The sequence below is a fragment of the Poriferisphaera sp. WC338 genome (assembly GCF_050931845.1).
Lineage (GTDB): Bacteria > Planctomycetota > Phycisphaerae > Phycisphaerales > Phycisphaeraceae > Poriferisphaera.
On record NZ_CP194516.1, the window covers coordinates 532,028 to 543,599 of the forward strand.

Here is an 11,572-nt window from a genome sequence, read left to right on the forward strand (position 1 = left end):
AGTGTGGGTTTACAAGGCATGGGAAACACAGAAGTTATGACACAAACGGTACATCTTCCGATTTCAGAGCAGCCGAATTTGTTCGGGGCAAGATTAGCGGCAGACGGGCAGCAATTGTTAAGAGATCAGTTGACGACCTTGCAGATCAATGTGGGGAAGATGTGCAATTTGGCCTGCCATCACTGCCATGTGGAGGCGGGACCGAGTCGGACGGAGATCATGACCCGCCAGACGATGCAGCGAATTTTGGATTGGTACGATGCGATTCCCTCACTTGAAACTTCGGGTAACGGATCGTGTATTGATAAAGGTATTGCGACGGTGGATCTGACCGGTGGTGCGCCGGAGATGAATCCCGATTTCAAGTGGTTTGTCACTGAGATCAAAAAACGCGGTCTGCATGTGATCGATCGTTGCAACCTAACGATTTTGCTCGAGCCGGGCTATGAAGGGATGGCTGAATTTTTGGCGGAGCATGAGGTGGAAATCAGCGCGTCGCTGCCGTGCTATTTGCAGGACAACGTTGATAAGCAGCGGGGCAAGGGTGTGTTTGATGGGTCAATCCATGCGCTGCAGAAACTGAACGAACTTGGATATGGCAAAGCATCGTCTAACTTACGCTTAGACTTGGTTTACAATCCTGTGGGATATGGGTTGCCATCAGGGCAGATGGATTTAGAAAAGGCATACAAGCAGCGATTGCATGGTGATTGGGGGATTGAATTTAATCAGCTGTGGACGATTACGAACATGCCGATCAAACGGTTTGAGCATGCACTGCGGCGAGATGGTGAGTTTGATGGATACATGGAGAAGCTTCAGGCAGCGCATAGCGCGTGCAATGTCAGTGGGGTGATGTGCAGGTCACTCGTGAGCGTGGGCTGGCAGGGCAGTGTATATGATTGTGATTTCAATCAGATGTTGCAGATGCCACTTGAAGGTGTGTATGGAGAGGAACATGTTGTTGAATCGCAAAGCAAAAAGTTGTGGCAGTATACGGTGGATGAACTGATAGGGCGACATATCAAGACGGGATCGCATTGCTTTGGTTGTACGGCTGGCGCGGGATCGTCATGTACCGGTGCTCTGAGTTGACGTGAGTAGATCTAAGCGATGATTAGTGTTTCATGCCGATGAAGAGAGACCAAGGGGCATCTTCGTCGTGGTTGTCGTTAACGATGGGGTAGTCTTCATCAAGTGACGTGAAGCGACCGATTTCGGCAGAGAAACCAGCATTTTTAAGTTGCTGCATCCATGTTTGGTTGGAGAAGAGCCCGCAGGCATGGATGTCGTGTTCGATGTTTGATTCAGCGTTTTTAAGATCGGTGATGTGGTACTCAAGGTGCATTTCGAATTGATGGTCGGTAGGGTCAGGGTCGATCAGCGTGGTGGTGTAAGTGAGGTCGTAACGTTCGGATGATTGGCGATCGGTGGCGGCATCTGCAGTGTCGAAGGTTTCACTGGTATAGGTGGGGGCGAGCAGGAGCACTCCGCCGGACGTGAGGTTTTGATAGGCCGCGGCGAGGGTGTGGGCGATATCGTTTTCAGTAAGGAGGTAGTCGATGGCATCATGTATAAGGATGATGTGTTGTTTTTCGTCAAGGGTAAAATTACGCATATCATCGCATATGGTTTTGACGTTGGGATTCAGGTGCTTGCAGTTTTCTAGCATGTCGGGGGCAAGGTCGACTGCGGTGCAATTGAAGTAGTCTTGGAGATGGTAGAGGGTGTGTCCGCCACCGGCACCAAGTTCGGTAAGATTGAGTTGCGTGCCTTCCACTTCTGCATCAGCGAGAAGGTCGGCAAGCTTATCTTCGATGATGCTTTGAATGATAGATGCTTCGGCGATGTAATGATCGGGTGGCGAGAGGATCGGCCAGAGGAAGGCGAGGTCGTGATAAAGGCGATTGTGAGTGGGTTGGGTCATAAAAGAATTTTAGTCATTCTGGTGAGAGAGGTGAAACGGACGGCTTGCAGGAACGTCAATGAAGGTATAGAAGCAGTATATATGCGATTTGTGCGCAACGGCGTCAATGTAATCCATAAAAAGTGTATGGGGTAAAATAATGTCTAATCATATACATACAAATTTTGTGATGACGGTTTTTGTAGTGATGTTAATTTTTTGGGTGCTTACGACAGTAGCCGGATTACTTTCGTTGTTGATTGGATTGATTTTTTCAGATCGCCGTCATTCGGAGCAGGGTTGCGGGAAGTGCGGATATCTGGTGAAGGGATTGAGCGGTTTGAATTGTCCGGAGTGTGGGGCTGATTTAAGAGAGGTGGGTATTGGCAAGCCGGGGCGAAGTCGGCGGGGATTCGTCGTTTTGGGCTCGGTGATGATTGGTTTGTCTTTTCTTTTTTTGATCTTTATTTTCATATTGCTTGCGGCGAATGCGTAGCGTGGCTAATGTAACAAGCGATTTGTTGAGATCGAACAACGATCGTTTTAAAAGTGATGAATATGGCAGATTTCTTCGAATCCTTGATTGCGATGTTGTTATCGATCCCATATGTCTTTTATTTGTGGTTTGCGGGATGGGTACTTGTGGGCGTTGTGTTGGTGTGTTGGGGGTATGCAAAGCAAAAGAAGGATAGCCATGTCACGAGTGGTCGGTGTGGTGGATGCGGTTACATCACGCAGGGGTTAAGCCGGTTTGATTGTCCTGAGTGTGGGGCAGATCTTAGGGAGGTGGGGATCGTCAAGCAGGGGCAGCCTAACCATATATTGATTGCGATGGGGCTGAAGGCGATTGCACTTGCGTTGCTGTTTTTGATGCTTGTGATTTTGTTGCAAACCATCAGAGCTGGTGGCGTGCTTTAGTGAGTGAAGGGTGCGAGGAGAGTGTGGTAAATGAGTAGGGATGAGAAGGAGGAGGTGGGGCCGAGGTTAGTGTCGTAGTTGGGGATGTTCAGGCGGGCATCGCCGACGAAACCAAACTTGTCAATAAGGATATCGGTTGGCTCAAGTTCGTGGGGATAGGTGTTGTAGGCTTCGAGTGCCCAGATGATCGGGACATGAGTCTGATGCAGGCGGGTAAGTTCGTCGTAGTCGCCGAAAGCTTCAGACCAAGCAGGTTGATGATCGGCAAGTACCATGATCAGATCATTGGGATGCGGGTTTTTGTTGAGCCAAGGTTGGATGTTAGGTGTTGTGGAAGTGAGGTTGTTGGATGCGAGGATGATGTTGTTTTGGTGAATGTTATTGTGTGGGATAAAGTGTGGGAGGAGCGGGCCGGCAGTTTTGAGATGGATGGTGGCGTTTCGATGAACAGCATCGTCTATCTGATAGATAGATTGTTGGATGTCGTTCATAGAGGCAGTTTGAAGGTCGCGGGTAAGGGATTTTAATTGATTGATGTAAGCTTTGCCCAGTTTATGAGGGGGGATGGGATCAAGCCAACGATCGTGATGGAAAGATTGGTTCTGGTAGCGGTAAAAGCGTTTTTGACGAGTATCAATTTCGAAGGATTGGCGGGCGACAGGGAGCTTGCCATGGCGGGTGCAAGCCGCAAAAAGTTCCGTGTTGTAGGTCCAGAGTGCAGCGGTGGTCAATGGGAGGAGGTGAGTAGAGGTGGCACGTGGTAGTGCATCAGGGGCCTGCATGGTGGGGACGGGATTGTTTAGTGTGAGGTCGATGATGTCGGAGGAGTTTGCGATGACAGAGAGGTCGAGTTCGAGGCCGTCTAACCATGCAATAGAGGTAAAGGTGATAACCGAAGAACCAGCAGCTGTGAGGGTACGAGCTGTTTCGATTCGAGCGGTGAAGGTTTTACGGAGTTGATCGAGATCAGCTGTATTGTTAACGGGTTGGGTGGGAATGAGAATGAGTAGAGCGATGTCGTTTCGCGATGGGCTCTCTGGGATTTGGGTGGCGATTTTGTGGGGGAAGATGGCGCCGGGGCGGGTTTGTAGTTCGTGGTCGAAGCCGGGCGGAGCGAGGATGATGATGCGGGATTTGGGGTGGAGAAGTTTTCCTGCGGCGGTTTCTGCGGCGGAAGTGATGGTGGGGAGATTGGATTGAAGTTGGGTGAGGTTTTGTTGGACTTGATTGAGGTAAACTTCGGCGGCTTGAACGGGGTCGGTGCGCAGTGATGATTGAGCCGCAAGATCACGTGGTGTGAGGATGCTAATGATGGATAACGTGACGATGGAGAGAATTGTTACAAACGGTGCGCGCATGGGTTCCCGTGGATCAAAATGGTTGTTGATTTGAGCGATAAAGCCTTCCAGTGGAAGTATACATGCGCTTTTGGATAGGGCGAGATAGAGTTTGTGGAATGGCCTATAAAAACAGGCTGCTTATAAAAAGCAGCCTGCGCGTGTTACCTGTTTTATCTATTTTGAAGCAGCATTTGTTGTGTGTGACTTCACTTGCGGAGTAAGTGGGCTTGCGGTTGGAAGTTGTCAGACTTCCGAGGTGGAAGCAGATTAGTCTTTAACGCGTGACATGTATTCGCCGGTGACGGTGGAGACACGGATCATTTCGCCTTGATTGATAAAGTCCGGCACACGGGTTTTGAGGCCTGTTTCGCAGGTGGCTTCTTTCATGACGTTGGTGACGGTGGCATTCTTGACGCCGGGTGGTGTGTCGGTAATTTCGAGATCGACTGCGGCGGGTAGTTCAACCGACATGACGTTGCCATTATAGACAAGGCCGGTGATTTGCTGATTGGGTTTAGTGTAGAGGAGAGCGTCGCCGAGGACATCTGCGGGGACGGTGGACTGTTCGTAGGATTCCATATCCATGAAGACCGCTCCGGTGTTGTCGGAGTAGAGGTATTCGATGTCGCGGCGATCGAGGTTGACGCCATCAACATCTTCGGCGGAGCGGAAGCGTTTTTCGTTGTTGGCACCAGTTTGGAGGTTTTTGAGTTTGGTTTGGATGAATGCAGGGCCTTTGCCGGGCTTGACGTGATCGATCTTGACGACGAGCCAGATATTGCCTTCGATGTTCAGGGCCATGCCGGGGCGGATTTCGTTAGCTTTCATGATTAACTCCTGCGTGAACAGATGGGCGAGGCCCGTGTATTGGTTTTTGTGTTGAATAGGTTCTCGCGGACTGGCGAGTGGGGTATTGTCGCAGGAAAAGGGCGATTGATCAATGGGGCGGGATTGTGAGTTGTTCGTGTTTTGTGTGGGAAACGCTATGAGCTCTAATAAAGGTGTTCGTGGGATGTGAAGGATTGCGTTTGATATCATTTGTATATGAGCGAAATCAATCATGAAAAAGTTTTAGCAAGTCCAGCAAGTCACACAAAAGATGAAGTGCGGAATGCAGTGCGGAAAGTGCGTGGGGCGTTGGACGAGGATGTGTGGGCGGTAGCGAGCGAGAAAATTTGCGAGACAGTGCTTGAACTTGAAGCAGTAAAGCGGGCAGAGACGGTGTTTATATACGTGGGGTATGGGAAAGAGGTAGCGACGTTAGGACTGATTGAGAAATTACTTGAGGGGGGAAAGCGGGTATGTGTGCCGCGGATCGGGAATGCGAAGGGTGTGGTGAAGAAGGGTGGGGAGATGAAGGTGATTGAGCTATTGGGGTTGGATGTTTTGAAGGAAAATTCAATTGGCGTATTGGAGCCGCGGAAGGGGAAGGCTTTTTTGGGGAACCCTGATGTGACGGTGACACCCTGCGTTGCTGCAACGAAATATGGGGCAAGACTAGGGCAGGGTGGTGGATATTATGATCGGTATTTTGAGAAGGTGGCGCTGACGGTACGGATGTGCTTGGCGTTTGAGTGTCAGGTGTTAGGTGAGTTGCCGGCGAGTGAACACGACGCGGTGATGGATTTGGTGGTGACGGAGGAAGCGGTGTATCAACGGGATGAAGTGGCGATCGATGAGGATGGGCTTTGGGAAGAGACTTGAATTGTTCTGCGAAAAAACTGTTGCTGATTAATTGTGCGGCGTTTAAACTTTTTGATGAAGGCTGACATTGTTTATTAGCCGCAGGGGCAATCACTATTTCGGAGGCAATTATGAAGCGCTGTTGTATCGTTGTGTTGTTGTTAATAATTGGCTTATCGCAGTTTAGTTGTGCATCTTATGTAGCGCCGATGCAGGGTGTGTCGCTAGGATCAATCACGAATACAGAGATCAAGGACGCTTTTGCGAGTAAACCTGCGGCTGCGTTTCCAGCATCTATCGTGGCGATGGAGGTGAAGAAAGAAGGTCATTGGAATCGCTACAATAGATACTCGGTAAAGGGTACGCAGTACCGTCTTGCTGATTCGTTGGGGGAAACGGATACATTTGAATCGCTGAGGACGTTGCCGATGATCCGGCAGCTTGGTCCGTTGAATCCGCTACTTGCGCCTGAGGCATTTACGACGGTTGACGATTTACGTCAAGCGGCTGCGCCGATGAAGGCGGATATGTTGTTGCTTTACACGTTTGATACCAAATCACGTGTACACGATCATGATGTTGGCCCGCTTGGGTTGCTGACGCTTGGGTTCTTGCCGAATCAGGAATCGAAAGCGAATGTTGTGGCGTCGTTGGTGTTGATGGATGTGCGAACGGGATTTATTTATGGCACGACGCAGGCGAAGAGCGATGCGAAGCGGGTTTCCAATTCGTGGCTCAAGGATCAAGCGCGGATGGATGCTGAACGGGAGGCGGAGAAGAAAGCGTTTGAAAAAATGGTTGTGCGGTTTGAAGAATTATGGGCAGGTGTGGTGGAAGAGCAGTATCGACGGGTTGGTGGTTCGTCCGAGGTGGATTAAGACGATTGATCGGGTTTCATGATTTCATCGAGGATGTTTGTGGCATAGGCGCCGCGGGGGAGATCGAAGGCGAGGCGGATGTATGGGCCGTGCTCATCTTCACCGCCTTCAATGTCGGGGTTATCCATTTTGATACGTAAGGGGCGGCGGGCACCTTCTGCGTAGTCGTGGCGATCAGATTCTAACTCATGAATAGACAGGTCGAGATTGGCGAGAGCTTGCTGTTCAAGTTGGTCGATTTTTCCGGAGGTGCGTGGCATGTCTCTGCCCCACATGGGGCCGGAAGGCGAGATTTCGAAGGAGGGGATGCGGCCGGTAGGCGCGTTTTCGATTTCTGCGGTTTGATCATCGACGGCGAAGACGGCGCGGTTGTGGTGGATGATGGCTAGGTCGCCAGGGAGAAGGGTGCTGAAGGTATTGTCTTTGATACGTTGAGTAAGAACTTCATTAAAGGCGGCGGACTGGGTGGAGGAGATCATGAGTCGGCGTTGTGCGACGTCGATGCGGGAAACAGCTTGCTCAGCAGTTTTGCCTTGACGGAGTTCATCAAGTGCTTGGCGATCATAGCGGAGGGCACGCGGCCAAATTTCGAGGGCTTGTTGGTAGTCGCCTTTGCGGTAGTGTTCTCGGCCTTCCTGAAGGAGAGGCGCGTCTTGTGGGTAGGTGTGTCCGAGCATCTCATCGAGTAAGTCTTGGTGATTTTTCTTAAGCAGGTGGTAGCCCATGATGTGTGAGTTCATGCGGTATCCAAAGCGTTGATCGCCTATACGGTTGGGGACGCCTTTCGTTTCGAGGAGATCTAATACGCGCTTAGCTCTTAGGACGTCGTGGACTTGGATGTCACGGATGCGGATGACGAAGCGGTTGCCGCCGTGATGACCGCGTCTGAGTTTGTTGGCGTGGCGGTCGTGCCAGAGGAGAGTCATGTTGTCGTGTAGTTCGAGATTTTTGAGGCCTTCTTCTTCGAAATCACGCTTGGGGAGGTAGACAGAAAAGTGTTGACGGGTGATGGCGTGTTTGTCTTTGAGGCCGGCGTAACCGACGTCTGATTTTTTGATGTGAAAGGCGCGGGCAATACGGCGGGAGACGTCGAGGGTGGTCATGCCGCGTTTTTCGATGAAGAGGTAGAGATGTTCGCCTTCGCCGGTGGGCTGGTAGAGGGGCTGTTCTTCAACGAGGAAGTCTTCGTGTCGTTGTTTGATAGACCCGCCGGTGCCGGGGATGTCGGCAGAGAGGTAGGTCGTTTTGAAGGGGGATTGAGGGAACGAATGATTCATGTTTGTATTTTAGCGTGAATGAGGATGACAAGTGTGGGATCAAAAGAAACCCACCCGCAAAGCGAGTGGGCTTGTAATTGTTTATGAGTTATTTGCTGAGTTTAGTCTTCAGGTGCGTTTTCGGCGACGAGTGCATGGAATGCTGTAATAAGATCAGTGGTGACCGAGCCGGGGGTGCCTGTACCAATTTCACGACCGTCGACTTTGGTTACAGGAATCGCTTCTGCGGCAGTACCTGTGAGGAACATCTCATCCGCAGTGTAGAGATCATGTTTGGTGAGGTTTTCCTCGAGGACGGTGATACCTTTAGCACGTGCGAGTTTGATGATTTCGTTGCGGGTTACACCTTCGAGGATACCTGCGGAAATAGGTGGGGTGATGAGGACTTGCTTGTCGAGGTAATTACGGACGATGAAGAGATTGTCGCCGGTGCATTCTGCGACGAAGCCTTCATGGTTGAGCATGACAGCTTCGAGAACGCCAGCGTCGATGGCCTCGATCTTGGCAAGGACATTGTTGAGATAGTTCATGGATTTGATGCGTGGGGAGAGTGCAGCGGGGTGGTTACGCATGGTGGAGGCGGTAATGACTTCGAGGCCGGTCTCGTAGAGTTCTACTGGGTAGAGGCTGATACCGTCAGCGATGATGAAGGTGTTGGGGGTGCAACCACGGAAGGGGTGGATGCCGAGCGTGCCAGGGCCGCGTGTGACGCAGAGTCGGATGTAGCCGTTGGTTTGGTTGTTGGTGGCGGCGGTTTGTTTGGTAGCTTCGTGGAGTTGTTCAATGGTATAAGGAATTTCGAGACGGATAGATTTGGCAGACTCGAAGAGGCGCTTGAGGTGTGTGAGTGATTTGAAGATGCGACCGTTGTAGATACGAATGCCTTCAAAGACGCCGTCGCCGTAGAGGAGTCCGTGATCATAGACGGAGACGGTGGCGTCTTGTGCGGGGACGAGGTTGCCGTTTAACCAGATTTGTTTGTCCACGTTGGTTTTCCCAGCTTGTTGGTCGGCAGCATGGCTGCTCGTTGCCTGACTCATGATAAATACCTGTTCTTTCTCAACATCCACGTTGTGATCCAGCAATCCCATCGCGCGAAGACAATGCTTCGCGACAACAAAAGCGATTGGTGGCTGGTTCGTATCCATCGGCAAAATGCTGCTTTGAGCGGCAGTATGGCTGATATGGCACGATTTTACGGGCCCACACCCGTCGGATCATTATAACCGGGGGTTGGGGTGGAAGTCTAAAAGTGGGAAGCGGTGTGATGATGCACGCAATCGAAATATCCTTGATGAATTTGCGGGACATGCGTTCTTCAGAGGCAGGTGCTGTGATGGGGTTCAGGTTTTTATCTTTTGCGTTTCTGTTGTGGTTGGTGAGGCTGGTGGGCGGCTGAGTTTTCTGACCCATTGGTGTGAAGGCAACTCAACGAAGCGATAAAGGAATTCGGTGGCGATGAAGGCGATGATGATGCCGGCGATGATGGTGAGTAGCCAAAGGAAAGATCCGGGGGCGTCCTCGATCTTGAGGTTAAAGAGGCGGATGCCGACCTGTCCCATGAAGGCGATGACGGTAACGTGGATGAGGTAGAGGCTGTAGGAACGGTCGCTGACGAAGATGATGATTTTGGTGAGTGGGTTGCGCGGCTTGTGCGGCAGGTTGGCGGCTTGCTTGCGCTGCATTGTGCGGCCTTCAAGTGTGATCATGTAGAGCATGAGCAGGAAAGTGGCGGCAGTCAGCGGGAGGTTGAACGAGTCGCGATATTCAAAGCGAAGATCGTTGTACTGCTTGAAGATGATCACGCTGAGAAAGATGGCGATGCTGATGATGAGGGTGAGCGGCAGGGAGAGCTTGAGTTTGGTGCGGAGTTGTTCGTGCTGTTTGTTGTGCCAGCATTCAGCGAGGTAGGCGCCGACGAGCCATTCGCCGATGTTGGCCAGGACGAAGTGGCGGGGTGTGATGCAGGCGTACCATTCCCAGTTTAGTTGGGCGGTGGTGTAGATGTAGAAGACGTGCCAGACGATGCTGAAGGTGAGTGTGGCGAGGCAGACTGCGCCGAGGCCGTGCTTACGGATGAAGGGGTAGAGGAGTGTGAAGACGAGATAAAGCTGGGCGATGAGGGACATGAACCAGAAGACGGAAGAGAACTCGGCAGGTTCTTTGAGGACGGGATAGAAATTGTGGTACCAGAAGATGAGATGGCCGAGGATGTTTTGGAAGGTGAGGTCGGCGCGGTAGAAGAGTATGGTAAAGAGCATGGCGCAGAGCAGCACGCAGAAGTAGGTGGGGTAGAGGCGAAGGATGCGTTTTTTCATGAAGGGGAAGATGGGGATGCGTTCGGGTTTGCGGGCAGCAATGCCGAGGTAGACGCAAAAGCCACTGAGGACGATGAGGATGCGCACGCCTATCCAGCCGTAGTTGCAGGTAAGCGTGGTGATGTAAATCAGGAATTGGCTCACGCTTTCGATGGGCTGGTAGAGGATGTCGGGGAAGACGGCCAACCAAAACGTAATGCTCGAATGTAGTAGTACAATGGCGAGGGAGCTGATGCCTCGGATGATATCAATGCAGTACAGTCGCAGTGTGGTGCCCCTCTTGTATGATGTCGTGTTGGGTGGCTGTTATGTTTAGATGGACAAAACACTTATACAAAAAAAGCACCCATTGAGCAATGAGTGCTTTTGATTGAATGTTTAGGTTGTGTCAAGCAAGGCTTAGCCGCCAATTTGGTAGCGGACGAAAGCTTTGATCGAGGTGCCAGCGGGGAGCAGGTCTTTGATCTGCTTCTTGTCGTCTTTGACGAACTTCTGGCGGAGCAGCACGACTTCGTCGAGGTACTTGCGGATCTTGCCGTCGACCATTTTTTCAGCGATCTCTTCGGGCTTGCCAGACTCGATGGCTTGCGCCTTGGCGATCTGGCGTTCCTTGGCAATGGCGTCTTCGGGGACTTCTTCTTCGGTCACGCCGAGCGGGGCAGGGCTGATCGCGGAGACGTGCATGCAGAGGTCTTTAAGCAGTTCTTCGGAAGCTTCACCTTCGAGTTCGATGAGCACGCCGACCTTGCCGGTGAAGTGTACGTATGAACCGATGATGGAATTGCCGCCGCCGAGGACGACGCCCTTGCTGAACTGCGCGTTCTCCTTGGTGGTCACGCGGATGTCGTCGATGAGGCCTTGGATGGCATCGTTGACGGTGATTTCGCCGGGGTCATTGTTGAGTGCTTCAACGGCAACACCTTGGGTCTTCTCGATGAACATGTCGTTGTTAGCGGTGAAGTCGGTTTCGGTGTTGACGAGAACGATGACGCCTTTCTTGTTGTCATCAGAGATGGCGATGGCGACTTTGCCTTCCGCGGATTCGCGGTCGGTGCGGCCGTCCATTTTTGCGAGGCCTTTGGTGCGAAGGAGATCCTTCGCAGCGTCCATGTTGCCATCGGTTTCTTGCAAAGCTTTTTTGGCTTCCATCATGCCGAGGCCGGTTGCTTTGCGGAGTTCCATTACGTCCTTGGCGGTAATCGTCGCCATGGTCTTGCTCCAGTCGAGATCAAGGGGTGAATTTGATTTAGAT

Annotated in this window: 12 protein-coding genes; 5 read left to right on the forward strand and 7 right to left on the reverse strand. The window is 51.6% G+C overall.

Features of this window, described 5'->3' with window-relative positions:
* The first annotated feature begins 36 nt into the window (after window positions 1-36).
* Entirely contained in the window at window positions 37-1,095 is a 1,059-nt protein-coding gene (arsS, locus tag ACQ6WK_RS02215) for an arsenosugar biosynthesis radical SAM (seleno)protein ArsS (protein WP_432799110.1), read from the forward strand.
* Between the two features lie 22 nt (window positions 1,096-1,117).
* Here the strand turns inward: arsS and ACQ6WK_RS02220 are convergent, their stop codons facing one another.
* Complete coding sequence (locus ACQ6WK_RS02220; RefSeq protein WP_432799111.1) at window positions 1,118-1,927, reverse strand: class I SAM-dependent methyltransferase; 810 nt, start codon at window positions 1,925-1,927, stop codon at window positions 1,118-1,120.
* 139 nt (window positions 1,928-2,066) lie between these two features.
* Here ACQ6WK_RS02220 and ACQ6WK_RS02225 point away from each other — a divergent pair, with 139 nt between their 5' ends.
* On the forward strand, window positions 2,067-2,402 hold the full coding sequence (locus ACQ6WK_RS02225; protein WP_432799112.1) for a hypothetical protein: 336 nt from the start codon (window positions 2,067-2,069) through the stop codon (window positions 2,400-2,402).
* Between the two features lie 62 nt (window positions 2,403-2,464).
* Window positions 2,465-2,824, forward strand: coding sequence for a hypothetical protein (locus tag ACQ6WK_RS02230; protein WP_432799113.1), 360 nt, complete (start codon window positions 2,465-2,467; stop codon window positions 2,822-2,824).
* On the opposite strand, the gene ACQ6WK_RS02235 is transcribed toward ACQ6WK_RS02230, so the two are convergent.
* On the reverse strand, window positions 2,821-4,182 hold the full coding sequence (locus ACQ6WK_RS02235; protein ID WP_432799114.1) for a hypothetical protein: 1,362 nt from the start codon (window positions 4,180-4,182) through the stop codon (window positions 2,821-2,823). The two genes, ACQ6WK_RS02230 and ACQ6WK_RS02235, sit on opposite strands and share 4 nt — an antisense overlap.
* A 249-nt stretch (window positions 4,183-4,431) precedes the next feature.
* The gene (gene efp, locus ACQ6WK_RS02240; protein WP_432799115.1) at window positions 4,432-4,992 is read right to left on the reverse strand and encodes an elongation factor P; all 561 of its coding nucleotides are present in this window, start codon (window positions 4,990-4,992) and stop codon (window positions 4,432-4,434) included.
* A gap of 216 nt (window positions 4,993-5,208) precedes the next feature.
* Here efp and ACQ6WK_RS02245 point away from each other — a divergent pair, with 216 nt between their 5' ends.
* Window positions 5,209-5,868 (forward strand): 5-formyltetrahydrofolate cyclo-ligase, encoded by a 660-nt coding sequence (locus ACQ6WK_RS02245; RefSeq protein ID WP_432799116.1) that lies wholly within the window; start codon window positions 5,209-5,211, stop codon window positions 5,866-5,868.
* A gap of 110 nt (window positions 5,869-5,978) precedes the next feature.
* Window positions 5,979-6,725 carry a hypothetical protein gene (locus ACQ6WK_RS02250; RefSeq protein ID WP_432799117.1) on the forward strand — a complete coding sequence of 249 codons (747 nt, stop codon included), beginning with the start codon at window positions 5,979-5,981 and terminating at the stop codon, window positions 6,723-6,725.
* Here the strand turns inward: ACQ6WK_RS02250 and truD are convergent.
* The 4 genes from truD to tsf form a co-directional block, all read right to left on the reverse strand.
* Window positions 6,722-8,002, reverse strand: a complete 1,281-nt coding sequence (gene truD, locus ACQ6WK_RS02255) for a tRNA pseudouridine(13) synthase TruD (RefSeq protein ID WP_432799118.1) — start codon at window positions 8,000-8,002, stop codon at window positions 6,722-6,724. The two genes, ACQ6WK_RS02250 and truD, sit on opposite strands and share 4 nt — an antisense overlap.
* A gap of 101 nt (window positions 8,003-8,103) precedes the next feature.
* Complete coding sequence (gene ilvE / locus ACQ6WK_RS02260; protein ID WP_432800366.1) at window positions 8,104-8,988, reverse strand: branched-chain-amino-acid transaminase; 885 nt, start codon at window positions 8,986-8,988, stop codon at window positions 8,104-8,106.
* Window positions 8,989-9,345: 357 nt separating this feature from the next.
* Complete coding sequence (locus ACQ6WK_RS02265; RefSeq protein WP_432800367.1) at window positions 9,346-10,587, reverse strand: acyltransferase family protein; 1,242 nt, start codon at window positions 10,585-10,587, stop codon at window positions 9,346-9,348.
* Window positions 10,588-10,719: 132 nt separating this feature from the next.
* The gene (gene tsf, locus ACQ6WK_RS02270; protein WP_432799119.1) at window positions 10,720-11,529 is read right to left on the reverse strand and encodes a translation elongation factor Ts; all 810 of its coding nucleotides are present in this window, start codon (window positions 11,527-11,529) and stop codon (window positions 10,720-10,722) included.
* Between the last annotated feature and the right edge of the window lie 43 nt (window positions 11,530-11,572).

What these genes read in the sequence shown, in the direction of transcription:
- arsS (WP_432799110.1), top strand. Translation starts at nt 37, where the DNA reads ATGACACAAACGGTACATCTTCCGATTTCAGAGCAGCCGAATTTGTTC.
- ACQ6WK_RS02220 (WP_432799111.1), bottom strand. Translation starts at nt 1,927, where the DNA reads ATGACCCAACCCACTCACAATCGCCTTTATCACGACCTCGCCTTCCTC.
- ACQ6WK_RS02225 (WP_432799112.1), top strand. Translation starts at nt 2,067, where the DNA reads ATGTCTAATCATATACATACAAATTTTGTGATGACGGTTTTTGTAGTG.
- ACQ6WK_RS02230 (WP_432799113.1), top strand. Translation starts at nt 2,465, where the DNA reads ATGGCAGATTTCTTCGAATCCTTGATTGCGATGTTGTTATCGATCCCA.
- ACQ6WK_RS02235 (WP_432799114.1), bottom strand. Translation starts at nt 4,182, where the DNA reads ATGCGCGCACCGTTTGTAACAATTCTCTCCATCGTCACGTTATCCATC.
- efp (WP_432799115.1), bottom strand. Translation starts at nt 4,992, where the DNA reads ATGAAAGCTAACGAAATCCGCCCCGGCATGGCCCTGAACATCGAAGGC.
- ACQ6WK_RS02245 (WP_432799116.1), top strand. Translation starts at nt 5,209, where the DNA reads ATGAGCGAAATCAATCATGAAAAAGTTTTAGCAAGTCCAGCAAGTCAC.
- ACQ6WK_RS02250 (WP_432799117.1), top strand. Translation starts at nt 5,979, where the DNA reads ATGAAGCGCTGTTGTATCGTTGTGTTGTTGTTAATAATTGGCTTATCG.
- truD (WP_432799118.1), bottom strand. Translation starts at nt 8,002, where the DNA reads ATGAATCATTCGTTCCCTCAATCCCCCTTCAAAACGACCTACCTCTCT.
- tsf (WP_432799119.1), bottom strand. Translation starts at nt 11,529, where the DNA reads ATGGCGACGATTACCGCCAAGGACGTAATGGAACTCCGCAAAGCAACC.